General features: G+C 67.2%; 24 protein-coding genes and 1 tRNA gene. 12 read left to right on the forward strand and 13 right to left on the reverse strand.

Annotated features, from left to right (window positions below):
• The 3 genes from M1K48_RS07545 to sseA are packed head-to-tail and all read left to right on the forward strand — an operon-like array spanning nucleotide 1 to nucleotide 3,256.
• Nucleotides 1–1,986: an OPT family oligopeptide transporter gene (locus M1K48_RS07545; RefSeq protein WP_249454029.1), complete on the forward strand. Its 1,986-nt coding sequence runs from the start codon at nucleotides 1–3 to the stop codon at nucleotides 1,984–1,986.
• Nucleotides 1,983–2,429 carry a preQ(1) synthase gene (gene queF / locus M1K48_RS07550; protein ID WP_249454031.1) on the forward strand — a complete coding sequence of 149 codons (447 nt, stop codon included), beginning with the start codon at nucleotides 1,983–1,985 and terminating at the stop codon, nucleotides 2,427–2,429. The genes M1K48_RS07545 and queF overlap by 4 nt, the downstream gene beginning before the upstream one ends.
• Nucleotides 2,429–3,256 carry a 3-mercaptopyruvate sulfurtransferase gene (sseA, locus tag M1K48_RS07555; RefSeq protein WP_249454033.1) on the forward strand — a complete coding sequence of 276 codons (828 nt, stop codon included), beginning with the start codon at nucleotides 2,429–2,431 and terminating at the stop codon, nucleotides 3,254–3,256. The genes queF and sseA overlap by 1 nt, the downstream gene beginning before the upstream one ends.
• Before the next feature lie 4 nt (nucleotides 3,257–3,260).
• Here sseA and M1K48_RS07560 read toward each other — a convergent pair whose 3' ends face one another.
• From M1K48_RS07560 to M1K48_RS07585, 6 genes are read right to left on the reverse strand one after another with little or no spacing between them, the layout of a single operon-like run.
• On the reverse strand, nucleotides 3,261–3,617 hold the full coding sequence (locus tag M1K48_RS07560; protein WP_249454035.1) for a hypothetical protein: 357 nt from the start codon (nucleotides 3,615–3,617) through the stop codon (nucleotides 3,261–3,263).
• Nucleotides 3,618–3,670: 53 nt separating this feature from the next.
• Nucleotides 3,671–4,222 carry a winged helix-turn-helix domain-containing protein gene (locus tag M1K48_RS07565; RefSeq protein ID WP_249454037.1) on the reverse strand — a complete coding sequence of 184 codons (552 nt, stop codon included), beginning with the start codon at nucleotides 4,220–4,222 and terminating at the stop codon, nucleotides 3,671–3,673.
• A gap of 26 nt (nucleotides 4,223–4,248) precedes the next feature.
• On the reverse strand, nucleotides 4,249–4,668 hold the full coding sequence (locus tag M1K48_RS07570) for a DUF3035 domain-containing protein (RefSeq protein WP_249454039.1): 420 nt from the start codon (nucleotides 4,666–4,668) through the stop codon (nucleotides 4,249–4,251).
• Entirely contained in the window at nucleotides 4,661–5,131 is a 471-nt protein-coding gene (lspA, locus tag M1K48_RS07575; RefSeq protein ID WP_249505213.1) for a signal peptidase II, read from the reverse strand. The genes M1K48_RS07570 and lspA overlap by 8 nt, the downstream gene beginning before the upstream one ends.
• Nucleotides 5,132–5,163: 32 nt before the next feature.
• Entirely contained in the window at nucleotides 5,164–8,115 is a 2,952-nt protein-coding gene (gene ileS, locus M1K48_RS07580) for an isoleucine--tRNA ligase (protein ID WP_249454041.1), read from the reverse strand.
• A gap of 26 nt (nucleotides 8,116–8,141) precedes the next feature.
• Complete coding sequence (locus M1K48_RS07585; protein ID WP_249454043.1) at nucleotides 8,142–9,062, reverse strand: bifunctional riboflavin kinase/FAD synthetase; 921 nt, start codon at nucleotides 9,060–9,062, stop codon at nucleotides 8,142–8,144.
• 229 nt (nucleotides 9,063–9,291) lie between these two features.
• Here M1K48_RS07585 and rpsM point away from each other — a divergent pair, with 229 nt between their 5' ends.
• The 4 genes from rpsM (at nucleotide 9,292) to rplQ (ending at nucleotide 11,857) form a co-directional block, all read left to right on the forward strand.
• Nucleotides 9,292–9,660: a 30S ribosomal protein S13 gene (gene rpsM, locus M1K48_RS07590; protein ID WP_168067198.1), complete on the forward strand. Its 369-nt coding sequence runs from the start codon at nucleotides 9,292–9,294 to the stop codon at nucleotides 9,658–9,660.
• Nucleotides 9,661–9,772: 112 nt separating this feature from the next.
• Nucleotides 9,773–10,162 carry a 30S ribosomal protein S11 gene (rpsK, locus tag M1K48_RS07595; RefSeq protein WP_029941296.1) on the forward strand — a complete coding sequence of 130 codons (390 nt, stop codon included), beginning with the start codon at nucleotides 9,773–9,775 and terminating at the stop codon, nucleotides 10,160–10,162.
• 72 nt (nucleotides 10,163–10,234) lie between these two features.
• The gene (locus M1K48_RS07600) at nucleotides 10,235–11,317 is read left to right on the forward strand and encodes a DNA-directed RNA polymerase subunit alpha (protein ID WP_249454045.1); all 1,083 of its coding nucleotides are present in this window, start codon (nucleotides 10,235–10,237) and stop codon (nucleotides 11,315–11,317) included.
• A 114-nt stretch (nucleotides 11,318–11,431) separates the two neighbouring features.
• Nucleotides 11,432–11,857: a 50S ribosomal protein L17 gene (gene rplQ / locus M1K48_RS07605; protein ID WP_249454048.1), complete on the forward strand. Its 426-nt coding sequence runs from the start codon at nucleotides 11,432–11,434 to the stop codon at nucleotides 11,855–11,857.
• An 83-nt stretch (nucleotides 11,858–11,940) separates the two neighbouring features.
• Here the strand turns inward: rplQ and M1K48_RS07610 are convergent, their stop codons facing one another.
• From M1K48_RS07610 to M1K48_RS07620, 3 genes are all read right to left on the reverse strand, one after another.
• Nucleotides 11,941–12,381 (reverse strand): hypothetical protein, encoded by a 441-nt coding sequence (locus M1K48_RS07610; protein WP_249454050.1) that lies wholly within the window; start codon nucleotides 12,379–12,381, stop codon nucleotides 11,941–11,943.
• A 78-nt stretch (nucleotides 12,382–12,459) separates the two neighbouring features.
• Nucleotides 12,460–13,260, reverse strand: coding sequence for an undecaprenyl-diphosphate phosphatase (locus M1K48_RS07615; protein WP_249454052.1), 801 nt, complete (start codon nucleotides 13,258–13,260; stop codon nucleotides 12,460–12,462).
• Between the two features lie 6 nt (nucleotides 13,261–13,266).
• Nucleotides 13,267–14,220: a complex I NDUFA9 subunit family protein gene (locus tag M1K48_RS07620; RefSeq protein WP_249454054.1), complete on the reverse strand. Its 954-nt coding sequence runs from the start codon at nucleotides 14,218–14,220 to the stop codon at nucleotides 13,267–13,269.
• A 132-nt stretch (nucleotides 14,221–14,352) separates the two neighbouring features.
• On the opposite strand from M1K48_RS07620, the gene M1K48_RS07625 reads away from it, so the two are divergent.
• From M1K48_RS07625 to M1K48_RS07635, 3 genes are all read left to right on the forward strand, one after another.
• A tRNA-Leu gene (locus M1K48_RS07625) sits at nucleotides 14,353–14,439 on the forward strand.
• A 181-nt stretch (nucleotides 14,440–14,620) separates the two neighbouring features.
• On the forward strand, nucleotides 14,621–15,046 hold the full coding sequence (locus M1K48_RS07630; protein WP_249454056.1) for a DUF2231 domain-containing protein: 426 nt from the start codon (nucleotides 14,621–14,623) through the stop codon (nucleotides 15,044–15,046).
• Nucleotides 15,043–16,350, forward strand: a complete 1,308-nt coding sequence (locus M1K48_RS07635; protein ID WP_249454057.1) for a PQQ-dependent sugar dehydrogenase — start codon at nucleotides 15,043–15,045, stop codon at nucleotides 16,348–16,350. The genes M1K48_RS07630 and M1K48_RS07635 overlap by 4 nt, the downstream gene beginning before the upstream one ends.
• 14 nt (nucleotides 16,351–16,364) lie before the next feature.
• On the opposite strand, the gene M1K48_RS07640 is transcribed toward M1K48_RS07635, so the two are convergent.
• From M1K48_RS07640 to M1K48_RS07655, 4 genes are read right to left on the reverse strand one after another with little or no spacing between them, the layout of a single operon-like run.
• The gene (locus M1K48_RS07640) at nucleotides 16,365–16,850 is read right to left on the reverse strand and encodes a Csu type fimbrial protein (protein ID WP_249454059.1); all 486 of its coding nucleotides are present in this window, start codon (nucleotides 16,848–16,850) and stop codon (nucleotides 16,365–16,367) included.
• Nucleotides 16,847–19,183 carry a fimbria/pilus outer membrane usher protein gene (locus M1K48_RS07645; protein WP_249454061.1) on the reverse strand — a complete coding sequence of 779 codons (2,337 nt, stop codon included), beginning with the start codon at nucleotides 19,181–19,183 and terminating at the stop codon, nucleotides 16,847–16,849. Before M1K48_RS07645 ends, M1K48_RS07640 begins: the two co-directional genes overlap by 4 nt.
• Before the next feature lie 49 nt (nucleotides 19,184–19,232).
• Nucleotides 19,233–19,928 carry a fimbrial biogenesis chaperone gene (locus M1K48_RS07650; RefSeq protein ID WP_249454063.1) on the reverse strand — a complete coding sequence of 232 codons (696 nt, stop codon included), beginning with the start codon at nucleotides 19,926–19,928 and terminating at the stop codon, nucleotides 19,233–19,235.
• Complete coding sequence (locus M1K48_RS07655) at nucleotides 19,929–20,426, reverse strand: Csu type fimbrial protein (RefSeq protein WP_249454064.1); 498 nt, start codon at nucleotides 20,424–20,426, stop codon at nucleotides 19,929–19,931.
• Between the two features lie 205 nt (nucleotides 20,427–20,631).
• On the opposite strand from M1K48_RS07655, the gene M1K48_RS07660 reads away from it, so the two are divergent.
• The gene (locus M1K48_RS07660; protein ID WP_249454066.1) at nucleotides 20,632–22,362 is read left to right on the forward strand and encodes a CocE/NonD family hydrolase; all 1,731 of its coding nucleotides are present in this window, start codon (nucleotides 20,632–20,634) and stop codon (nucleotides 22,360–22,362) included.
• A 3-nt stretch (nucleotides 22,363–22,365) separates the two neighbouring features.
• Nucleotides 22,366–25,101 carry a TonB-dependent receptor domain-containing protein gene (locus tag M1K48_RS07665; RefSeq protein WP_249454067.1) on the forward strand — a complete coding sequence of 912 codons (2,736 nt, stop codon included), beginning with the start codon at nucleotides 22,366–22,368 and terminating at the stop codon, nucleotides 25,099–25,101.
• The last annotated feature ends 1 nt before the right edge of the window (nucleotide 25,102 follow it).

Below are 25,102 nucleotides of genomic sequence, written 5' to 3' on the forward strand. Positions count from 1 at the left end.
ATGCGTGAACTTACCCTTCGCGGGATCCTGCTCGGCGCGATCCTGACGCTGCTGTTCACTGCCGCCAACGTCTATCTCGGGCTCAAGATCGGACTGACCTTCGCCACCAGCATCCCGGCCGCGGTGATATCGATGGCGGTGCTGAAGGCGTTCCGCGACACCACCATCCAGGAAAACAATATCGTCCAGACCATCGCCTCGGCGGCGGGCACGCTGAGCGCGATCATCTTCGTCCTACCCGGCCTGGTGATGATCGGCTGGTGGACGGGCTTCCCCTACTGGTTGTCGGTCGCGGTGATCGCGATCGGAGGCGTGCTGGGCGTAATGTATTCGGTGCCATTGCGCCGCGCGCTCGTCACCGGTTCCGATCTTCCCTATCCCGAAGGCGTCGCGGCGGCCGAGGTGCTGAAGGTCGGCGCGGGGGTCGGCGGTGCGGAGGAGAACCGCAAGGGCCTCGGCGCGATCATCCTCTCCAGCCTCGTCAGCGCCGGCTATGCGCTTGCCACCCAGCTCAAGCTTGTCACTGCCGAGGCGGCTCGCACCCTGCCGGTGGGGGCGGGCGGGACCACCCTGTCAGGCAGTCTCAGCCTTGCCTTGATCGGGGTCGGGCATCTGGTCGGCCTCGGGGTCGGGATCGCCATGGTGGTCGGCCTGGTCATCAGCTGGGGCGTGCTGGTGCCTTGGCTGACTGCCCTTACTCCGGCCGCGGCGGGGGTCGAACTCGGCGACCATGTCGGCACCATCTTCCGTTCCGAAGTGCGGTTTATCGGTGCTGGCACTATCGGCGTCGCCGCGATCTGGACCCTGCTCAAGATCCTGCCAGCCATCAGCCGCGGCATCACCGGCGCGCTTGCCGCCAGCCGGCAACGCGAAGGTGGAGGCCAGGAGAGCCTGCCGCTGACCGAGCGCGACATCCCGATCAAGCTGATCGGCATTTCGATCCTGCTACTGATGCTGCCGATCGCCGGGCTACTGGCATATTTCGTCAGCGGCACCGACCTCCACACGCACGTCGCCGCGCTAATCGGCTTCAGCCTCGCCTACATCCTCGTCGCCGGCATCATTATCGCCAGCGTCTGCGGCTACATGGCCGGCCTGATCGGCGCCTCGAACAGCCCGATTTCAGGCGTCGGCATCCTCGCCGTGCTCGGCATCAGCCTGATCCTCGCCGCGCTGTTCGGAGGCGAATTGACGCCCCAAATGACCCAGACGCTGGTCGCGTTCGCGCTGTTCGTGACCGCGGTGGTGTTCGGCATCGCCACCATCTCCAACGACAACCTCCAGGACCTCAAGACCGGCCAACTGGTCGGCGCCACCCCGTGGCGGCAGCAGGTGGCACTGGTGCTTGGCGTGCTGTTCGGCGCGCTGGTCATCCCGCCGATCCTCGACCTGCTGAACGGCGCTTTCGGCTTCCAGGGCGCGCCGGGCGCAGGCGAGAATGCGCTGGCCGCGCCGCAGGCCGCGCTCATCTCCGCCATCGCGCAGGGCGTGCTCGGTGGGAACCTGCGCTGGGACCTGATCGGCATCGGTGCCGGCATCGGTGCGGTGGTAATCGTCATCGACGAACTCCTCCGCCGCACCGGCAAGAAGAGCCTGCCCCCGCTCGCGGTCGGCATGGGCATCTACCTGCCGATGGCGCTGACCCTGCTGATCCCGATCGGGGCGCTGCTTGGTCACCTCTACAATCGCTGGTCAGCACGCTCCGGCAATTACGAGGTGAAGGAGCGGCTCGGCGTGCTCATGGCGACCGGCCTGATCGTCGGCGAAAGCCTGTTCGGGGTCGCCTTCGCCGGCGCCGTCGCGGCGACCGACGACGACACGCCGTTGAGCCTGTTCCCCGACAGCTTCGAGCCGAGCGTGCTGCTGAGCATCGCCGTGTTCGTGGCGGCCGTGCTCTATCTCTACCACTCCACCCGCCGCAGCGCCGCCGCCTTGCCGGACGTGCCGAGCGAGCCGGGCATCGAGCAAGAAGCGACTTACCGATGACCCCCAAATATCTCGGCCAGAACAGCGGCCTACCCGCCTCGCCGGAGGAAGCGGCGCTCGATTACGTGCCGAACCCGCGCGCCGGCAGCCTGTATCTCGTCCGCTTCGCCGCGCCCGAATTCACCTCGCTTTGCCCGGTCACCGGCCAGCCCGATTTCGCGCACCTCGTGCTCGACTATGCGCCGGGCGAGACCATCGTCGAATCGAAGAGCTTGAAGCTGTTCCTCGGCTCCTTCCGCAACCATTGCGGCTTCCATGAAGACGTGACCGTCGGCATCGGCCAGCGGCTGTTCGACGAGATGAAGCCGACGTGGCTGCGCATCGGCGGCTACTGGTATCCGCGCGGCGGCATCCCGATCGACGTCTTCTGGCAGTCCGGTCCGCCGCCCGAAGGCCTGTGGGTGCCCGACCAAGGCGTGGCGAGCTATCGCGGGAGAGGGTGATGGACGATCTGGTCTCGGTATCGTGGTTGGCCGCCAATATGGGTTCGGCCGACGTGGTCGTGCTGGACGCAAGCTGGCACCTTGATCCCAAGCGCGATGCCCGGGCCGACTATGACAAACGACACATCCCAGGTGCGCGCTTCTTCGACCTGAAAAGCCTGTCCGACCCCGCCGCCGGCTCGCCCCACATGCTGCCGAGCGCCGACGCCTTCGGCCAGGCGATGGAAGCGCTTGGCGTCGCCTCCGACGACCGGATCATCGTCTATGACGACAGCGCGATCCACACCTCGGCCCGCGCCTGGTTCATGCTGCGCCACTTCGGCGCGAGCCAGGTCGCGATCCTCGATGGCGGGCTCGCCTGCTGGGTGGCGGAAGGCCAGCCGGTCAGTGCCGAGCCGCCGCTCGATCGCCCCGCCCAGTTTTACGCCCGGATCGGCCATCCCGAGGCCGTGGTCAGCAAGGCCGATATTCTGCGCGGCACCGGCATGGCGATTGCCGACGCCCGCTCGGCCGAGCGCTTTGCGGGCACCAGCCCGGAGCCGCGCCCTGGGCTCGAGTCTGGTCACATCCCCGGCGCCCGCAACCTGCCGATAACCGCGCTTTACGCTGTCGACGGCCGCTTCCGCCCGCCGCACGAGCTTCGCCAGACGTTCGTCGAGCATGGGATCGACCCCGAACGGCCGTTCGTCGCCAGCTGCGGGTCGGGGGTCACCGCCAACAGCCTGATCTTCGCCGCGCGCCTGCTCGGCAATCGCGACACGCGGCTATACGACGGCAGCTGGAGTGAATGGGGCGCCGATCCGCTGACGCCCAAGGAACGCGGCTAAGAGGTTAGGCGCGGCCTGCGAACAGGGCTTCGATTCCGGCCAGGTCGCGGCGCAGCGTGTCGCTTAGAGCTTGCAATGCCGCGGGGTGGGTCGTCTCGCCCGCGCCGTCGGCACCGATCAGCGCCTCGATCCCGGCCGCCGCCGCACCCGCCGCACCGACCGAGCGCTGGTCGGCGCAGGCTTGCTGGGCCGGGGTGGCGAGGGGGAGAAGGGCTTCGAAGGTGATGTCGTCGACATCGCGCCGAGGCCGGCCCTCGAACATCTCGACCAGACCGAGTGCCTTGCGGACACTGCGCAGGCGATTGACCGCATCGGCGTAAGGCGCGGCGTGGCCGGTTTGCTCGGGCTGGAAATGGATCATGCGACTCGAAGTAAAGCCGCATGGTTGAGAAGAGGTAAAGACGCCGCCAGGCCTCAGGCCGGGGTCGCCTCCAGGTCGCGCAGGATCCAGCCGCGCTGCGGAATGGTCTCGATGAACTCGGCCCCGCCGCTCGACAGGCGCAGCTTCTTGCGCAGCTTGGAGATGAACACGTCGATGATCTTGGGCTGCGGCTGATCGTCGGCGCGGCGATAGAGATGCTTCAGCAGCATGGTTCGCGTGACCACGTTGTTGCGGGCAAAGGCCAGCAGCTCGAGCACGCGATATTCCATCTCGGTGATGGCGATCGGATGGCCGTCGATACGGATCAGCCGCTGGACCTGGTCGACCGCCATCCGTCCGCCGCACAGCGTCGGGGGAAGCTCCGAGCCCTGCGCCTTCAAGCTGGCGAGGAGCTTGGACGCGACATCGTCGGCATCGTCGCGCGCGCCTAGATTGACCGGCGCGCCGATCAGCTGCTGCTGCAGCTCGCTGACCAGGGCATGCGCTTCGTCGGCGAACTTGGTCCCTTCCTCGAAGCGCTTGCGCGACTTCTCGAGCAAGGCCTCGACCTCGACCAGCCGGGCGGAAATCGTATCGTCTGCCATTCGTCCCCCGTCCCTCTTCGTCTAGCTTACGGCGTCTGGACCGACGCGGTCTGACCGTCGCCGGCCGGCGCGGACAGGATGGCCTGGGTCAGCGCGCCCTTGTCGACCACCGCGGTGTCGGGGCTTCCGGCGACCGAGCGGGCGCCGAGCGCAGCGCGATCGGCACCGGCCTTTTCGAGCAGCCCGGTCTCACTCGACGAGCGCGGCGCCGGGCCGCCGAACAGGGCGCCGATCGCCTGCTGCTGGGCACCTTCGGCCGACAGGCTGGCGGTGCCGGGGCGCGGCGGGGTCAGGCTGTAGTCGGGCGGGATCACCAGCGGCGCGTTGCGGGCGACGCGGAATTCGTCGAGCTTGGAACCGCCACTCCCGCCGCCGCCGAACAAGGCGCAGCCGGACAGGGCAAGGCCCGTGCCGAGGATGGTGAGTAGGGAAAGCTGCTTACGCATTGTCAGGCTCTTTCGTCATCGAAGGCTTGGGTTCGCGGACCAGGAAGGCGCGCAATATCAGGATCACGACGCCGATGCTAATGCATGCGTCGGCGACATTGAAGACCAGGAAGGGTCGAAACTCGCCGATGTGAAGGTCGGCGAAGTCGAATACGTATCCAAGCCGGGCGCGGTCGACGATATTGCCGAGCGCGCCGCCCAGCACCAGGCCGAGCGCCAGCTGGTCGCCGCGCTGCTTCTCGCGGGTCAGCCACCAGGCCACCACCCCAGCGATCACCGCGGTCATCGCTACCAGCAGCCAGCGCGCATTCTCCGATCCCGCGGTCAGCAGGCCAAGCGAGATCCCGCGATTGTGGACCCGGGTCAGGTCGAAGAAGGGCAGCAGGTGGATGTTCTGGCCAAGCTCGGTCAGCCCGATCGGCCCGGCCACCAGCCATTTGGTGAACTGGTCGAGGACGAACATGGCGCCGGCCAGCGCAAACCCGGTCTTGCCCTTCACGCCACCACCTCTTCGCAGCGGGCGCACAGGTCGCCGTCCTCGTCCACCTCGGGCAGGTGCCGCCAGCAACGGCCACACTTGTGGAGGTCGGTGCGGTGGGCGATCACCGCCGGCCCCTCGACCACGCTGCCGGTGTCGAGCAGTACTTCGGAGACGATGAACAATTCGGCCAGTTCGTCCGCCGACAGCATCGGGCGGTCGGCGCTGTCGGGCAGCCCGATCGCAACCTGGGCCTCGAGGCTGGAGCCGATCACCTTTTCGCGCCGCATCGGTTCGATCTCGGCCGTGACCTGCTCACGCAGCGCGCGGTAACTTGTCCAGATCTCCAGCAGGCGGCGATCGGCGCCGTCGGGCAATTCCGGCCAGTCGCTTAGGTGGACCGACGCCGCGTCGGGGTAGCGGGTCGCCCACACTTCCTCGGTCGTGAATACGAGGATCGGGGCGAACCAGCGGACCAGGGCGTGGAACAGGGTATCGAGCAGGCTGCGATAGGCACGGCGCTTCGGGTCGCCGGGCGCGTCGCAATAGAGGCAATCCTTGCGGATATCGAAGTAGAAGGCCGACAGATCGTTGTTGCAGAAATCGCTGAGCGCACGGGCGTAGCCGTTGAAGTCATAGGCATTGAGCGCCGCCTTCAGTTCCTCGTCGAGCTGGCTGAGCAGCGCTGCCATGTAGCGCTCGAGCTCGGGCATCTCGGCCAGATCGGTGACCCGCTCGGCTTCCTCAAACCCTTCCAGCGCGCCGAGGAGATAGCGGAAGGTGTTGCGGATCTTCCGGTAGCTGTCGGACACGCCGGCGAGGATCTCCTTGCCGATGCGGTGGTCCTCGGTGAAATCGACCGAAGCGACCCACAGGCGCAGGATATCGGCCCCGGTTTCCTTCATCAGGTCGAGCGGGTTGACGGTGTTCCCAAGGCTCTTGGACATTTTCATGCCCTTGGAATCCATGGTGAAGCCGTGGGTCAGCACCGTGTCGTAGGGCGCCCGGCCGCGGGTCGCGCAGCTTTCCAGCAGCGAGGACTGGAACCAGCCGCGATGCTGGTCAGAGCCTTCGAGATAGAGGTCGGCAGGCCAGCGCTGCTCGGGCCAGTGGCCGCTTTCCAGCGTGAAGACATGGGTGCAGCCGCTGTCGAACCAGACATCGAGGATGTCGGTGACCTGCTCGTAATCGTCGGGATTGCGGCCGTCGCCTAGGAAGCGCTGAGCGGCGCCTTCGGCGGTCCAGGCGTCGACGCCCTTGTCGCGGATGGCGGCGACGATGCGGGCGTTCACCTCCGGATCGACCAGGTACTTGCCGCTCTTACGGTCGACGAACAGGGTGATCGGCACGCCCCAGGCGCGCTGGCGGCTGAGCACCCAGTCGGGTCGGCCCTCGACCATCGAGCCGATGCGGTTGCGACCCTTGTCGGGGACGAAGCGCGTGTCGGCGATCGACTGTAGCGCCAGTTCGCGCAGCGTCGGTGAGCCGGCGTGCGCCTCTTCATCGATCACGGTGTTGCCGCCCTCGCCTTCCCAGCGCTGTTCGGCGCGCGACAGGGCCGGCAGGTGTGACAACGGGCGGTCCATCGCCACGAACCATTGCGGTGTGCAGCGATAAATGACGCGGGCCTTGGAGCGCCACGAGTGCGGATAGGAGTGGCGGAAATCGCCCGCGCTCAGCAGCGCGCCGGCTTCGCGCAGGTCGGTGCAGATCGGACCGTCGGGACCGTTGAACTTGGTGTTGATGACCGAACCCTGCCCGCCCAGCCACAGCCAGTCCTCGCGATACTTGCCGTCGCCCTCGACTGCGAAGACGGGGTCAATGCCGACCGCCTTGCACGCCTCGAAATCTTCCTCGCCATGGTCGGGCGCCATGTGGACGAGGCCGGTGCCGGCGTCGGTGGTGACGTGCGGCGCCGCGATCAGCGGGCGCGGCCTGGCGAAAAAGCCGCCGAGGTGATGCATCGGGTGGCGGGCGATGGTGCCGGCGAGTTCGGAGCCCTTAATCTTGTGAGCAGCCATCCGTTCGACGACATTTTGGTGGACTTCACCCTCACTGGCACCGGGCCAAGTAAGATGTAGGCCTGTTCGCTTCTCGAACTCGTTTTTGAGCTCGAAGGCCAGCAGTATCCGACGCCCGTCTGCCAAGTGCCAGACGAAATATGGGATGTCCTCGCCAAAGGCGATCGCCTGGTTGACCGGAATGGTCCACGGCGTCGTCGTCCACACCACCGCGTGTGCGCCGACCAGCTCGGGCACCGGGCTCTCGACGATCTCGAACGCGACGTCGATCTGGGTCGAGGTGACGTCCTCATATTCGATCTCGGCTTCGGCCAGCGCGGTCTTTTCGACCGGGCTCCACATCACCGGCTTGGCGCCGCGGTAGAGCTGGCCGCTCTCCGCCACCTTGCACAATTCGCCGACGATGGTCGCCTCGGCGCTGAAATCCATCGTCAGATAGGGCTTGTCCCATGCCCCAAGGATGCCGAGCCGCTGGAACTGTTCGCGCTGCACATCGACCCAATGCTGGGCGTAGGCGCGGCATTCGGCGCGGAACTCGGCCGGCGGGACCTCGTCCTTGTCGCGCTTCTTTTTGCGATACTGCTCCTCGACCTTCCACTCGATCGGCAGGCCGTGGCAGTCCCAGCCGGGCACGTAAGGCGCGTCCTTGCCCAGCAGCGACTGGGTGCGGACGACGAGGTCCTTCAGCGTCTTGTTGAGGACGTGGCCGATGTGGATGTCGCCATTGGCGTAGGGCGGGCCATCGTGGAGGATGAACTTTTCGCGGCCTTCGCGCGCCGTGCGGAGCTGGCCGTAGAGGTCGGCCTCCTTCCAGCGGGCCAGGATCGCCGGCTCCTTCTGCGGCAGGCCGGCCTTCATCGGAAAGCCGGTCTTGGGCAGGAAGACGGTGTCGCGCCAGTCCCTCTTCTCAGAGGCGTCGCGCTTGGTTGGGGTTTGCTCGTCGGACATGTCGCGCGGGCTCTAGCGGGGGCAGCCTAGAGCAGCAACCGCCGGGCCTCGGCCTCGTCGCTGCGCATCTGTTCGGCCAGCGCCTCCATGCCGTCGAACCGCCGCTCGGGCCGGAGGAAATGGTGCAGCGCGACCTCGATCTCCTGGCCGTAGAGGTTACCCGACCAGTCGAACAGATAGGCTTCGAGCAGCTCGACCGGAGGCTCGAAGGTCGGGCGGATGCCGACGTTGGCGACCCCCGCCGCCTCGCGCCCGTTGGGCAGGCGCACCCGCACCGCATAGATACCGTAGGCCGGGCGCTGGTAATCACCCAGCGTCAAGTTAGCGGTGGGATAGCCAAGCTCGCGCCCGCGCTTGTCGCCGTGCCCGACAGTTCCGCGGATTGCGAAGGGACGGGTCAGCAGGCGGGTGGCGGTACCCGGATCGCCCGCCGCCAGCGCCTGGCGGATTCGGCTGGAGCTGACCGGCTCGTCGCCTAGCGCTACCGGGGACACCGCCTCGGCGGCGAGGCCGTGGGCGGCGCCGAGTTCACGCAGCACCGCGGCATTGCCGCCGCGCCGTGCGCCGAAGGTAAAGTCCTCACCGGTCACGACAGCCGCCGCGCCGACCTCGCCGGCGAGCAGTTCGACGAAGTCCTCGGCGCTAGTCGCGGCCAAGGCGGCATCGAAATCGAACACCAACATCGCATCCGCGCCGGCCGCGGCGAACAGCGATTCGCGCTGGTCGAGGCTAGTCAGCCGGAACGGCGGAGCGTCGGGCTTGAAGAAGCGCACCGGATGGGGATCGAAGGTGGCGACCACCGCCGGGCGCCGCTCATGCGCCGCGCGTGCGACGGCGCGCCCGACCACCGCTTGGTGGCCGAGGTGAAACCCATCGAAATTGCCGAGTGCGACGACCGAATTCCGGAAGGCTTCCGGAATGCCGTCGCTCAGGGAGAAGCGCTGCATGTTGTCCCCGGCTGTAAGGGAGGAAGGCGCGCACGGCTAGTGACCGGTTGACTTGGGAGTGCCCACGACATATCTGCGCCCAATCCCGTTCCTCCGGTGTCCGGCGGCGCTCTCGTTGCGTCCGCCGTTTTGGCGTTAGCCAGGGATTATCGGAATGCGGGGTGCAAGCGACGAGATGGGGCGGCACTTCGCCGGCCTGTGGAGCTAACACAAGGAAGAACGCACCTTCATGGCACGTATCGCCGGGGTCAACATCCCCACCAACAAGCGCGTCGAAATCGCGCTGACCTACATCCACGGCATTGGTCGCACCAAGGCCAAGGAAATCGCCACCAAGCTGAACATCGCTTCCGAGCGTCGCGTTCAGGACCTGTCGGACCAGGAAGTCCTGCAGATCCGCGAAGCGATCGACGCCGATCACACGGTCGAGGGTGACCTCCGCCGTGAGACCGCGATGAACATCAAGCGGCTGATGGACCTCGCCTGCTACCGTGGCCTGCGCCACCGCAAGGGCCTTCCGGTCCGTGGCCAGCGCACGCACACCAATGCGCGCACCCGCAAGGGCAAGGCCAAGCCGATCGCGGGCAAGAAGAAGTAATTGAGCTGAGGCGCTCGGCGCCACGCTTCATGCGTGGGGACGACCGCCTCGCTGCTGCTTCAATCCGCGCAACGCAAATCAGCCTTCGGGCTTGGACGTAGGAACTAGAAATATGGCACGCGAACCTCAGCGCCTTCGGCGCCGTGAGCGCAAGAACATCTCGGCGGGCGTCGCCCACGTGAATGCAAGCTTCAACAACACCATGATCACCATCACCGACGCGCAGGGCAATGCGATTGCCTGGTCGAGCGCCGGCATGATGGGCTTCAAGGGCAGCCGCAAGTCGACCCCGTACGCCGCGCAGGTCGCGGCCGAAGACGCCGGCCGCAAGGCCGCCGACCACGGCGTCCGCACCCTCGAGGTCGAGGTCAAGGGACCGGGTTCGGGCCGCGAAAGCGCGCTTCGTGCGCTTCAGGCGGTCGGTTTCCAGATCACTTCGATCCGCGACGTGACCCCGATCCCGCACAATGGTGTCCGTCCGAGCAAGCGTCGCCGCGTCTAACCGACGCCGACCTTCTCGACCCACCTGATACTCCAGGGAGCCGGACGCGGCTCCCGCTGCCAAGGAAGACAAATGGCCGTCAACGCAAAGAACTGGCAGGAACTGAAGAAGCCCAACGCGCTCGAGCGCAAGGTCGGTGGCGATGCCCGCCGCAAGGCCGTGTTCGTGGCCGAGCCGCTGGAGCGCGGCTTCGGCATGACGCTCGGCAACTCGCTGCGCCGCGTGCTTCTGTCCAGCCTGCAGGGCGCCGCGATCACCTCGATCAAGATCGAAGGCGTGCTGCATGAATTCTCGAGCCTCGCCGGGGTTCGCGAGGACGTCACCGACATCGTCCTCAACACCAAGCAGGTCGCGCTGAAGTTCGAAGGCGAAGGCCCCAAGCGCCTTCACCTGACCGCCACCGGCCCGGGCCCGGTCACCGCCGGCCAGATCCAGACCAGCGGCGACATCGAGATCACCAACCCCGAGCTGGTCATCTGCCATCTTGACCAGGGCGCCACGCTCAACATGGAACTGACCGCGGACGTCGGTAAGGGCTATGTCGCGGCCGCCGCCAACCGTCCGCTCGACGCGCCGATCGGCCTGATCCCGATCGACTCGCTCTACAGCCCGGTCCGCCAGGTCGCCTACAAGGTCGAGAACACCCGCGTCGGCCAGGAACTGGACTATGACAAGCTGACCCTGACCGTCGAGACCGACGGCACCGTCAGCCCCGAGGAAGCCGTCGGCTATGCCGCGCGCATCCTCCAGGACCAGCTCGCGCTGTTCGTCGGCTTCGACGACCAGAGCTACCGTGCGGCCTCGCCGATGATCGGCCAGGCGGCGCCTGCCGCTCCGATGGCGGGCGGCGCGGTGCCGGAGACCACCGACACCAACCAGCTCAACCGTTACCTCCTCAAGAAGGTGGACGAGCTGGAATTGTCGGTCCGTTCGGCCAACTGCCTCAAGAACGACAACATCATCTACATCGGCGACCTAGTCCAGAAGACCGAGGCCGAGATGCTCCGCACGCCGAACTTCGGCCGCAAGAGCCTCAACGAGATCAAGGAAGTCCTTGCCTCGATGGGCCTGCGCCTCGGCATGGACATCCCCGGCTGGCCGCCGGAGAACATCGAAGAGATGGCCAAGAAGCTTGAGCAGGAAATGCTCGGCTGAGGCGCCGCCCCGGCTTCGGCCGGGGCGCATCAAGGGTAAGGGCGGTGCCCTCAATCACCGCCTGGCTGGACCTACCTCACACGGGGTCCTGACGAACGGAAGAAGGAAAGACACATGCGACATCGCGTTGGCCATCGTAAGCTGCAGCGGACCTCGGCCCACCGCGCGGCCATGTTCCGCAACATGGCGGCTGCGCTCATTAAGCATGAGCAGATCACCACCACCCTCGCCAAGGCGAAGGAGCTTCGTCCCTACACCGAGAAGCTCGTCACGCTCGCCAAGAAGGGTGGCCTGTCCAACCGCCGCCTGGCCCACGCCCGAATCCTCGACGACGCGCAGCTGGTGAAGCTGTTCGACGTCCTGGCCGAGCGCTACGCCGGTCGCAGCGGCGGCTACTGCCGCGTGGTCAAGGCCGGCATCCGCATGTCGGACGCCGCGCAGATGGCGATCATCGAATTCGTCGACCGCGACGTCTCGGCCAAGGGCCAGGATTCGGGCCCGGTGATGATCGACGACGAGGACGATCAGCTGGCCGCCTAAGCCGCGCCACTGACCCAACAGAAAGGGCCGCTCCGGACATCTCCGGGGCGGCCCTTTTCTTTGGTTTGAAAAAAAACAGCCCCTTAGCGGCGTGGATAGCCGGGCTGCGGAATGTTGGCAGTGGCCCGCTCGATCTCCTCGCCGGCCTTGTTCAGCGCCTCGCGGATGACCGGAAGCGAGCGTGCGACGGCCCGGCCGCCGGCGACGACCGTCCCCTTCCCTTGCTCGATGCTGGACGTGATCTCACGCTCGTCGGTGCCGGTCACCGAGCGCACGGTGCGGCCGCGATCAGCGCGGGTGACAGGACGATTCTCGACCGCTGCTTCCAGCTCGCCCACCGGGAGGTCGAGTAAGGCCTTGGTCAGCGCGCCGACCATCGAGCCAATCTGATCGACCATGCGGCCGTCGGTGATCTCCGGCGGCAGTTCGGACTGGCGCGGCGCCTCGTACGGTCGTGGAGCGACCTGCGCCGCGGCCGGGGTCGCGACGGCGGCAAGGATGACGAGCGGGAGGAGTGTACGCATGACAAGGGTTCCTCGGCTGTAAAAAGCGAATCTGCCAACCCTATAGCAGCTAAGGCCTAAGCCTGCCTGAACGGCTGTTCAGCGCAGCGTGAGCCAGGCCAAGGCCGCCGCGCCGGCGACGATGCGGTACCAGGCGAACGGCGCGAAGCCGTAGCGGGTGACGAACCCGACGAACAACTTCACCACCACGATCGCGACCACGAAGCTGACCAGACTGCCGATCAGGATGTTGCCGACCATGTCGGGCGCGATCCGGTCATGGTGCTTCAGCAGGTAGTAAGCGGTGGCACCCGACAGGGTCGGCATCGCCAGGAAGAAGCTGAACTCCGCCGCGGTCTTGCGGTCGACGCCGAGCGCCATCGCACCCAGGATGGTCGCGCCCGAGCGGCTGACCCCCGGGACCATCGCCAGGCACTGCACCGCGCCGATCATCGCGGACTGCCGCAGCGACAGGTTCTGGACGCCGTTGCACTCCTTTGGGCGGACAACCTTTTCGAGGATCAGGATCGCCACCCCGCCGATGATCAGCGCCCAGCACACCACCACCGCATTGCCCAGCAGCTTCTCGATATGATCGCCGAACAGCAAAGCCAGCACCACCGCCGGCACGCAGGCGACCACCAGGTTGCGGACGAACCGCCACGCGCCTGCTTCCTTGCGGAACAGGCCGGTGAAGACGTCCCAGAAGGTCCGCCAGTAGAGCACCACGATGGCGAAGATCGCGCCCGGCTGGATCGCGACGTTGAACGCCTCCCAATCTGCAGCCCGGAAGCCGAGCAACTCGGTCGCCAGGATCAGGTGACCGGTGGAGGAGACCGGCAGATATTCGGTAAGCCCCTCGACGATGCCGAGGATGACGACCAGCCAGAGAACGGGCATCGAAGCTTAGCCGGCCTTGGCCTGGGCGCGGCGATTGGCGAAGCGGCCGCCTTCGTTGAAGCGGTCGAGCCACTCGGGCGCGACGGCGGCGAGCGGCGTCGGCTGGATCCCGAAGGCCTCGAGCCCGGGCCCGGTCGCGACATTGTCCTTCTGCAGCATGATCCACTGGTCGCGGGTGATCGGCGCGCCAGGCAGGAAGCCGAGCCGGCTCATCGCATCGCCGACGAAATTGGGCAGGTCCACCAGGCCCGGCTTGCGGCCGGCGGCCTGGGCGATGACGCGGTTCAGTTCATGCATGGTGAGGACGTCGGGGCCGCCAAGCTCGAAGGTCTGACCGGCGAAGCGCTCGGGCTCCTGCGCCGCCTTGGCGATGGCGGCACCAAGGTCGCGGACGAAGATCGGCTGGAAGCGCGTGCTGCCACCCAGCACTGGCACCACGGGCAACCGGCTCATGCCGGCGAAGCGGTTGGTGAACTGGTCTTCCTGGCCGAACACCACGCTGGGCCGGATGATGGTGGCGGCGGGGTAGGCCGCGCGGACCTTCTCCTCGCCCTCGGCCTTGGTCCGGGCGTAGAAGGAGACGCTGTCCTTGGCGACGCCGATCGCGGAGACATGCACCAGGCTCGCGGCACCATGCTGCGCTGCCAGCTCGGCGATCCGGCCCGGCGCATCGCCATGCACCGCGCCAAGCTTGCCGCCGAACGCCCCAACCAGGTTGATCACGCCCCAAGCGCCCTCGACAGCGGCTTCGAGGCTGTCGGGCCGGGTGAAATCGGTCCGCACCAGGTCGAGCTGCCCGACCGATGCAAGCGGCTGCAGGAAGAAGGCATTGCGGGGCGTGCGCTGGGCGACGCGGACCCGGACGCCCGTCTTGAACAAGGCCTCGCAGACGTAGCGGCCGATAAAGCCGCCGCCGCCGAAAACCGTGATGATCCGCTCTTGCCAGTCGCTCGCCGTCATGGCCCCGCCCTAGCCGCGCGGGGCGCAGGCGACAAGGCGGCGCAAGGCGCGGCGAGAGGGGTGTTGACGCCCTGCGCTATGCCCCCTAGAGGCGCCCTCCTACCGGCGAGACTTCTCGCGAACAGCTCCTGTGCCCAGGTGGCGGAATTGGTAGACGCACCAGCTTCAGGTGCTGGCGATCGCAAGGTCGTGGAGGTTCGAGTCCTCTCCTGGGCACCATAGCTGACGGCCATTTCGGTCCTCCCCGCGCTCTTCGTTTTTCCGATGGCGCGGGTCGCACGGAACCCTCTACCCGCGCCCTGCATTCGGCAGCTGAGCTTCGCCTGACGGAGCGTAAGCAATTCCTCGGTTCCCACTCGCCGTTCCGTTTCCGGATGAGGCCGATGCGCAAGGAGGCTTCATGGCCAGCACGACCGCGCCGCGACGGGTGATCCACCCGGTGCACGCCTTATTCCTCGCCTGCAGCCTTCCCTTGTTCCTCGGCGCGATGCTGGCCGACTGGGCCTATTCCTCCACCCAGTCCGTGCAGTGGATCAACTTCGCTGCCTGGCTGAACGCCGGGGCGCTGGTGTTTGCCGGGGCGGCGCTGCTGTGGGCGGCGATCGATTTCCTGCGCGCCGACGTCCGGCGCGACGCCCGCTCCGCGCTTTATCTGCTGGTGCTAATTACGACGCTGGTCGTCGGCTTCATCACCGCGCTGGTCCACGGCAAGGACGCGTGGGCGGCGATGCCCGCCGGCCTTACCCTCTCCGTCATCACCTTCCTGCTCGCGCTGGCCGCGGTGTGGTTGGGCTTTTCGACCCTTCGTGCGGGAGTTGTCCGGTGAACCGCCTTCCCCTGCTCGCCCTGACCCTTGCCCTCGCCTCCTGCGGCGGAGACCCTGAGGTCACGCAATACGGCCCGCAGCCGGACCTGCCCAAGCCCCAGCGCGGGCTGATCCCGACCATGACCATCGCCAGTCCCGCAGGCTGGGGCGACCGCCGCCCCGCAGTGCCCGAGGGCTATCGGGTGACGCCGATCGCCACCGACCTCAAGATCCCGCGCCAGACCCTGGTGCTTCCCAATGGCGACATCCTGGTCGCCGAAGGCAAGGGCGGCGGCGATGCTCCGATCCTCCGCCCCAAGGATCTGATCGCGGGTTATTTCAAGCGAAAGGGCACGAGTTCGGTCAAGGGCGGCAACCGCCTGACGCTGCTGCGCGACGCCAATGGCGACGGTATATACGAGGGACGCACGGTGTTCGCCGAGAACCTCAACGCCCCGTACGGCCTGGCGCTGGTCGGCAACAGACTGTTCGTCGCCAACCAGGATTCGTTGGTCCGCTTTGACTATCAACCTGGCCAGACCCGGGCGAGCAGCCCGCCGGTATTGGTCACCCGCCTTCCGGCCGAGATCAACCATCACTGGACCAAGTCGCTGGCGGCGAGTGCCGACGGGCGGTTCCTGTTCGTCGGCATTGGCTCCAACAGCAATATCGGCGAGCGCGGGATGTCGGTCGAGGAAGAGCGCGCGATGGTCTGGCAGATCGATGCCGAGACCGGCGCCCACCGCCGCTTTGCCACCGGGATCCGCAATCCCACCGCGCTCGCGGTCCAGCCGGGCAGCGGCCAGCTGTTCGCGGTGGTCAACGAGCGGGACGAACTCGGCCCCAATCTCGTTCCCGATTACCTGACCTCGGTCCGCGCCGGCGCCTTTTATGGCTGGCCCTATGCCTATTGGGGCCCCAACCCCGATCGCCGCGTGCAGCCGTTCAAGGCGGAGATGGTCAGCCAGGCGGTCCGCCCCGACTATTCGCTGCAGTCGCATACCGCGCCGCTCGGCCTTGCTTTCTCGGGCGCCGCAATGGGCGCGCGCTTCGCGGACGGTGTGTTTGTCGGCATGCACGGCAGCTGGAACCGTGAGCAGCCGGTCGGCTACAAGGTGGTGTTCGTGCCGTTCCGCGGCGGGCGGCCGTCAGGTGCGCCGGTCGATTTCGTCACCGGCATGCAGGCGGACGGCAAGACCTTCGGACGGCCGGTCGGCGTCACCGTCGATCCACGCGGCGCGCTGATCGTGGCGGACGATCTTTCCAACACGCTCTGGCGGGTCTCTCCCACCGAGGCTCCGGCGCGGGTCGCATCGGCAGGGTAAGCCCGACCGTCGGTTTAATATTGCACGGTGATGATCACAGTGTCGCCGTAGGTGCCGCTCGCGACCCACTGGCTGGCCGGAACGCGGGCATAGACGGGTGCAACGGTGCTGAAGAACAGCAGCCCGTTGAGCGGGGTGGTGATGGTGGTCGTGCCGCCGGTGCCGTCGGCCAGGACCTCGGTCCGGGCCGAATTGGCGAAGAGATTGTACCTGAGGGTGCTGCCATTATGCTCCATGGTACGCTGGAGCGCGGTGCCGGACGTTCCCGCACTGGCACGTATCTCGACCAGGCCGAACAACGACACGAGACCCGTGCAATTGATCGACACCGAGGCGCTGGCATCGGTCGGGCTCGCCGTGACCGGACTGTAGGACCCGAAGCTGAGGGCGGTGGTCGACGCCGTGCAGGAACACAGGGTGCAGGCCTGCGCCGCCGCGGGGATCATCGCTGCAGCAAAGGCCAGCAGGCACCATCGGAGGAGGCGGAACGGTCCGGTCACTTCTGCTGCTCCATTCGTTTGGCAACGATGCACGGGTAAGGTCCCGCGATCCCGTCGGACGAAGGCACGATCCGGGCCGGTAGCCGGGCCTCGCAGCGCTGTCCTCCGGCCGAACCGACCGCCACCGCGCCGCCCTTGTCGGCACCCTTCAGGAACACCAACCCATCGAGCCCGGTGAGGCCTGCCCGCGCGCCGTTCAGAAACACGTCGAGCCCTGCGGCAATGCTGTTCCCGGCCCTGTCGACCAGCCTAGCCGTCAGCGGCATCGACAGACCGGCGCGGCCGAAGCGGACCATCGCGGCTTGCCGGAATCCTGGGACTGCCGCCTTCTCATCCTCGTCGAGCTCGACGTCGAGTGGCAGGTCGTCGGTCCGGATGGCGATGCGGTTGACCGCATAAGGCTGCAACCCGGTCAGCACCACCGTCCGCCCGGCACCGGCACGCACCGCGACCGGTCGCCCTTCGCGGAAGACCTGCACTTCGCGGTCGCCGGCGACCTCGACCACCGCCAGGCCATTCTCGATCTGCGCGGTCCGGATCAGGCGATCCTTGATGAACACCAGTCCGCCATGCACGCTAGCCCGTAGGTCGTAGCCGTGCGGCGAGCGAGCCGCCTGCAGTTCGAGATCTCCCCCACCGCTCCTGGCAATCAGGTAGCCGTTGAATCGGTCGCCACCCTGGCCCCGGGTGGCGGCAATCCCGAAATTGAGCCCGCCGTCGCTCTGCCCGCTTTGCTGGAAGCTGGTCGTCACTTGCCCCTGTTCCGCGGTCACGGCCGCACTCCGGCGGGTACCGAGCGCACGGCTCACCGACAGGAAGAACCCCCGGTCGGTACCCTGGGCGAAGCGGGACGAGCGCAAGCTCGCGAACAGGTACAGGTTCCGGAAGGTCGCCGAATAGGACAGCGTCCGCAGCTGGAAGCCGGTACCGTCGCGCAACCGGGCGTCGACCAGCCCCACACTGACCTCCCCCACCGGCAAAGTCAGCCCGGCCGTCGCGCTCAAGTCATGGCGCCCGTGACCGCGGCGGGTCGCGATGACGTCGCCGACCTGGGCGAAGGCGGCGCTACTTTGGCGATAGCTGGCGGTAAGCGCCCCCCGGCGTCCGCGCCGCTGGAACTGGGCACGCCATTGCCGGCCGCTCCCGAGCGGGTTGCGCGACGCGACCGCCGTCACGGCGACTTCGGCTAGGTCCAGCGGGGTCGCGACCAAGGTCATTCCGGCCATCGCGTTCACCCGGCTCGCCTCGATCCGCGCGCCGGCGGTGAGCCACTGGCTAAGTCCGCGCCGCCAGCTTGCGGCTGCGAAGGCATCGCCATAGGCAAAGCTGCGCAGGCCGTAGCGGCGGCGCAGCAAGCCTGCCTCCAGCGAGAAATCGTCGAGGCCCGGGCGCAGCAATTTGGCACTCGAATAGAAATTCTGGCGCAACTGGCGGACCGCGCCGGTGGCATCCTCGATCGTTACCGTGACCTCGCCCGCGCCATTGATCGTAGGGGGGGCGTCGATCAGGAACCGGCCCGCGCCGACCTGGTGCGTCTGCCGGCCGCTTGCGGCGAGCAATTCCACCGTCGAAGGGAGCAGAGCAGAGCCGGAGACGATTGGCACCGGAAAATTGATCTCGCCAGGCGAGAGCGAGAAATCAGTGCCGAGCCGGATCCCGCCGTAGCGCACGGCAGTGTTGAAGTCGCCGCCGCGGGTGAAGGTATCGCCAAGCACCAGTCGCAGCCGCCGCGCCGGCAGGTCGCGTCGCAGGCTGCTTTCAAGCCGGACCGGGCGGCCGGCGCCGGGCTGCAGGAGCGCGGTGGTGCCGACGACACCCCACCGCCCCGATGTACCGAGATCGAGCAGGCCGCCCGCTCGCAAATGGCCGACCGTCCCGGCCAACGACAGGTCGTAACCGAGGAACGCCGTCGGTACCACCGGCCCCACGGCAGGCGGCGGTTTCCTGCCCATCCGCCTGAGCAGGGTCGGCTTGAACGCTTCAAGGCTGGCGGACAGCGACACCATGCCCGCGTCCTCGTCGAACTGTCCCGACAGTCCCGGCACCGCGCCCACCCGGGCAAAGACCTGTCCCTCGAGGGTAACGACGGGCAGGTCGGTCGGGATCAGCAGCCCGATCGCCAGAAGGTCGTCGCGAAGGACGAGCAGCTCTCCCTCGATGATCCCGGCAAGGCTCGGCCGGTCCTGCGCAAGCCCGTTCAGGACCAGTCCGACCGGTTTCAGGCTGGCCGCTTCGGCGACTGAAATCGACGCGCCTTCGTACCGCCCGTAAGCCGGAGCAGCCGCCTGCGTCCCCGACACAAGCGTCACCGCGGCCAACAGGGAAGGCGACATCCCGCGTCGTCGCCCCGAAGCTGTTCGACAGGGAGTGCCGGGCACGAAACTATTCGGGGAGCTTGGTGACGGCCTTGAGCTGTCCCTCGCCAGTGACCGCTTCGACCTTCGTGATCTCGCCCCGAACGGAGGTCAGGGGGATGTTCCGCTGCTTGCCGGCTAGGAGGTAGAACCCGCGCTCCACCGTTTCGACCGGCTGGCCGACGCGGCTCACCACCAGCTTGCCGACGACCGCATGGCGCTGTCCGGTATTGAGCAATTGGAGCGCTCCGCCGGGGCCGGCCTGCCAGTGCAACGACGGCGCCGCACCGGCTGGCTTGCGGAAAATCGGCAGGCTGATCCGCAGCAAGGTGCGCATGGTGCCGGGCTGGGGATCGCCCCGCGGCAGTTCGTCGACCAGCAGCCGGTAGGAACTCTCGTTCGGGCCGCTGTGTGCCGGCAAGCTGCAACGCACCAGCCTTTTCTCACCCGGCTTCAGCTCGAAGATCGCGGGATTGACCCGGATGTCGGCGGCTCCAAGTTCCTCGCTGCCATCGGAGGCCTGCGACCAGGCGAAGCCGCGGACCTGGATGGCGACCTCGTCCGCCCCCTGGTTGCTGACGTGCAGCGAGCAATATTTCGCGCCCGGCGCGAGTTCGATCCTGATCGGGACGACCGCGATATTCGCCGCCATCGCGGGGACGGCCACGATCAGGGCCGCAACCGCCGCGCAGGCGGCGCGCAACAGGTTGCCCCACTCGGCCATCTAGTAGGTGACCGTGATGGTGACCGTGTCGGCATAGGCGCCGCCCGGCACGTTCTGGTTGGCCGGGATCTGCCCGTAGACCGTCAGCACGCTGGGCGAACCGGTCGCCGTGATCGGCGCCGGCGTGTCGAGCCCCGGCGTGTTGCCCCAGTTGCTCGACCGCGCGGCGTCGCTGAACAGGCTGTAGTTGAGGCGGTGCGCGGCATTGGACATCTGTCGCGCCGCGACCGTCGCCCCGGCGGCATTGCCGGCGTTCAGGCCGACCACGAAGCTGGTCCCCGTCGTGCAGGTCACGGTGACCGCGCTGGTACCGTTGGTCACCGCCGCCCCGACCGGATCGTAATTTCCGAACAGCATCGGCGAGGCACTGACCAGACAGGAATTCTGCACCGTGGCCGAGACGTTCATCGTGGTCTGAGCCGTCCCGGCCTGAGCGCTTTGCCCGAGCGGAATAAACGCAGCGGCGAGTGCGAACGCGGTGGCGCTTAGTTTTTTCATGATTGTTTTCCTTGGTTTCACGCCAAGTAAACCGCCTGCCTCAACACCAACTTGACGATCACTCCGATGCGGATCGGACCCGGCCGCGAGCAGCACGTCATGCCCCGCTTCGCAGCGAAGGGGAGGAAAACTAACTGTTGAAGTTCCGATGTAACTGGATAAGCTGGCCTTCGGCAGCGATGGGCTGCCCGCAGATGGAGGATCTGTGCCGAAGAGGAGCGCCACCCGGTATCCCGGCGGCCTGTTGGTCGCGTCGCTGCTGGCGTGCGCACCGCTGTCGGCAGAGGTCGCGGACCCGCAGGTCCAGCGCAGCTCGCTTTATGTCCCGGTGCGCGACGGCACCCGGCTGGCGGTCAACATCTATCGCCCGGCGACCGCTTCGTCCGCGCGCCACCCGACGATCTTCGCCTTCACCCCGTATCGCGCCCGCTATTACAAGGACGGCAAGATTGAGGAGACCTTTGACCAGAAGATCTTCGGCTTTCGCGACCTCGTCCGCGCCGGCTATGCGGTGGTCATCGCCGATATTCGCGGCAAAGGCGCCTCGTTCGGTGCCCGCCGCGGTTTCCTCGACCGGACCGAGGCGATGGACGGCCACGACCTGGTCCAGTGGGTCGCGCGGCAGCGCTGGTCGGACGGCAAGGTCGGGCTGACCGGCTGCTCCTACCTTGGCGGGACGACCATGCTGATCGCCGGCACCCGACCACCCGCCGTGCGCGCGGTGTTCAGCGCCGCGACCGATCTCGACAAGTACAGCTTCGTCCGCAACGGCGGGATAACCGCGCAGTTCAACACCCGCCCCGACGAGCCCCTCAGCGTCGATGCCGCCAGCGTCCCGGTCGATGGCGACACCGGCGGCGCGCTGCTGAAGCAGGCCGTCGCGCAGCATGCCGCCAACACGCCGATGGCGAAATTGTGGGCGCAGATGCCGTTCCGCGACAGCGTCTCGCCGCTGGTCGGCACCCGCTTCTGGGAGGAAGTCGGGCCCTACACCCACCTCCTCGCGCTGCGCGATCCCAGGATCGCCTGGTACTTCTGGAGCAATTGGGAGGACGAGCCGACCGAGCAGATGATCCTCGCCGCCGAGAACATCCCCGGCAAGCTGATCGTCGGGCCCGGCAGCCATTGCGAGGCGCCCAGGCAGTTCGACATCGCGGGCGAGCAGCGGCGCTTTTTCGACCATTATCTGCGCGGCGCCCCCAACGGCATCGAGCGCGAGCCGCGCTACAGCTGGTGGCAAGAGAATGGCGCGGGCGGGACCATGGTCCGCTCCAATCGCCTTCCCGGGGTCGGCGTGCGGCGGCTACCGCTCTATCTGTCTGGTAGCGCGACCCTGGCGCCAGTCACCGCGCGTCCCGCGAAGACCAGCTTCCGGGTCCGCTACGACCTCGACACCGGTTCCTACTTCGCCTTCTGGCCGGCGCCGCTGACCGGCTACGGGCCGGCCTGGACCAGCCCGCCGCTGGCCACGCCGGCGGTCATGCAGGGCTATCCGATCGCGCGGATCCGGGCGGCGCTCGACCGCTCCGACGGCATCCTGTTCGCCTATGTCGAGGATGTCGCACCCGACGGGAAGGCAAAGGTCATCTCGCACGGTCGGCTTGCCGCCTCGCACCGCAAGCTGTCGGCGCCGCCCTATCGCCGGCTCGACCTGCCTTATCATTCGGGCCTCAAGCGCGACGTCGCGCCGATGGCCCCCGGCGTGCCCGCCGAACTGGCGTTCAGCCTGTCGCCGCGCGCCTACACCTTTGCCGCCGGACACCGAATACGGGTCACCCTGACCGGGGCGGATCCGCGTCAACGCAACCTGGCTGAACTCAAGACCGATCCAGCACCTGTAATCGACGTGCTGGCCGGCGGAACGGGAGGATCGCGCGTCGACCTCCCCTTCCTTGCCGCGCCTCGGTGGAAGCCAGCCAGAACAGGGGGAAATTGAACCATGAAGACTGTCCACGCTGCCCTTCTCGCAACGACCGCCTTGTTCGCCGTCCCGGCCGCGGCCCAGACCGCCCCTGCCGGTCCGCCGGTGGCCCAACCCCCGGCCGCCGCGCCGGTCACTCCGCTCTCGCCGCCGCAGGATGGCGGCGCGCCTGCCGACGCCGGCCCGACCCCGGTCACTCAGGAGGATGTGGCGCCGGACATCGTCGTCACCGGCAGCCGCGTGCGCGGGGCCGCCCCGGTGGGCTCGACCGTCATCTCGCTCGGGCGCGAAGACGTGATCGCCTCGGGCGCGGTCACCACCGACCGCCTGATCAAGCAGATCCCGCAGGTGTTCGACCTCGGTGTCAGTGAGAATTCGCGCGGCCAGTCGGGCGGCAACGGCAACATCACCTACGGCAACAGCGTCAACCTGCGCGGCATCGGGCCCTATGCGACCCTGATCCTGGTCGATGGCCACCGCGCAGTGAACAACAGCCGCGCGTTCGATCCCTCGGTCATCCCGACGCTCGGGCTCGAGCGGGTCGAGGTCGTCGCCGACGGCGCGTCGGCGATCTACGGGTCGGACGCGGTGGCGGGCGTGGTCAACCTCATCCCGCGCCGCTCGCTCAACGGGATCGAGGCAACGGGCCGCTACGGCACCGCCGACGACTTTCACCAGTGGCAGATCGGCGCGGCGGTCGGCAAACGCTGGGGCACCGGCCAGGCGATGCTCGCCTACGAGCATGTCTATCGTTCGAACCTCAACGGCGACGACCGCGACTTCTTCCGCTCCGACCAGCGCGCGTTCGGCGGCAACGACTATAGCGTGACTCGCTGCGCGCCAGGCACCCTCGTTGCCGGCGGAATCAGCTACGCCATTCCGGCCGGCGGCCTGACCCCCGCCAATGCCGGGTCGCTGGTCGCGGGCAGCAGCAACCGCTGCAACGACCTGCAGGGCCAGGACCTGATCCCCGAGCAGCAGTATGACTCGGCCAACATGACCTTCACGCAGGAGATCGGCGACCGCTTCACCGTCTTCGCCGACGGCTTCTATTCGAAGCGCAAGTTCCTGCGCTTGCCCGCCTCGCAATCGGCGACTCTGACCGTGCCGCAGACCAACGCCTTCTTCGTGCGGCCGGCGGGTTTCACCGGCACCAGCTACACGATCGCCTATAATTTCATCAACGACCTGCCGATCAATCGCAATCCGGGCAGTGCCACCAACTGGCAGATCACGCCGGGCGTCCGGGCCAAGCTGTTCGGCGATTTCGAAGCCGAGGCCATCTACACCTATGGCAAGGGCGACGACCAATCGAACACCTACCGCGGGGTGACGACCGCCAATCTGAATGCGGCGCTGGCCAGCAGCGATCCGGCGCTGGCGTTCGATCCCTATGGCCTCGGCCGGACCACCCCGGCGACGCTGGAGCGGATCAGCAACAGCATCTTCCTCGCCCCGACTCTCAATCGCTTCCAGGGCTATGAAGCGCGGCTCAATGGCACCCTGTTCACGCTACCCGGCGGCGGGGTGAAGCTGGCGACCGGCTATGAGGGCCAGGAGATCCGCACCATCCTTGGATCGGCGCGCGGCGTGGTCGGCACGCCGATTACCTACAGGAACTTCAAGCGCCGGGTCGATTCGGTTTATGCCGAAGTGCTGGTGCCGGTGTTCACCTCGGCCAATGCCAGCCCCGGCTTTCAACGGCTCGAGTTCAATGCCGCGGTTCGCTACGACGACTATAGCGACGTCGGCCAGACCACCAATCCCAAGTTCGGCGTGACCTATTCGCCGACCCGCGGCGTGTCGTTCCGCGGCAGCTACGGTACCTCGTTCCGGGCGCCGCTGATCTCGCAGATCTACGGCAACTCGAACAACCTGTTCGTCCAGACCTACCAGAACCCCTCGGGCTCCCCGATCGTCGGAGTCGCGCTGTCGGGCGCCAATCTCGACCTCAAGCCCGAAGAGGCGACCACCTGGTCGGTCGGCACCGACGTGGAGGTCGGGCGCCGGCTCCGGCTCAGCGCGACCTATTTCAACGTCGAATATACCAACCAGGTCGAAGCCTATCTGTCCGACCTTGCGATCCTGTCACGCGAGCAGCAGTTCGCCGGACTGGGGATCATCACTCGGGGAACCGATGCGGCGGCGCGCGTGGCTCAGTTGATCGCGTCGGGGATCGGAGTGGTCGGAAGCCTGCCGCCCGCCGTCACCCTGTTCGTCGACGGCCGCAACAACAACCTTGGCAAATCGCAGACGCGGGGCATCGACTTCGTCGCCAATTACACGCTCCCGACCGACAATGTCGGGACGTTCCAATTCAATCTCAGCGGGACCTACCTGACCCACTACAAGGTCGCGATCACCGAGAATGCGCCGCTGATCGACCGGCGCAACACCATCTTCTTCCCATTGAAATTCAAGGCGCGCGGCGCGATCTCCTGGGACCTCGATCCGGTCAAGCTCTACGTCCAGGCGACCCACGTGAACGGCTACACCAACAATGCGGTCGCCATCCCGCAGAAGGTGAAGAGCTACACGCCGGTCGACGCCAGCATCTCGTGGGATGTCGGCGGCCGCAACGGCGCCGGTATGTTGTCGGGGCTGACGTTGGGCGCGGAAGTGCGCAACCTGTTCGACACCAAGCCACCGTATGTGAATCTGGCGCCCTCGGGCAACGGCAGCGGCGGCTATGACGCGACGGTGGCAAGCCCGATCGGGCGCGAATTCGCGGTCACGGTCCGGGCCAAATACTGAT

This window comes from Sphingomonas glaciei, from assembly GCF_023380025.1.
Classification (GTDB): domain Bacteria; phylum Pseudomonadota; class Alphaproteobacteria; order Sphingomonadales; family Sphingomonadaceae; genus Sphingomicrobium; species Sphingomicrobium glaciei.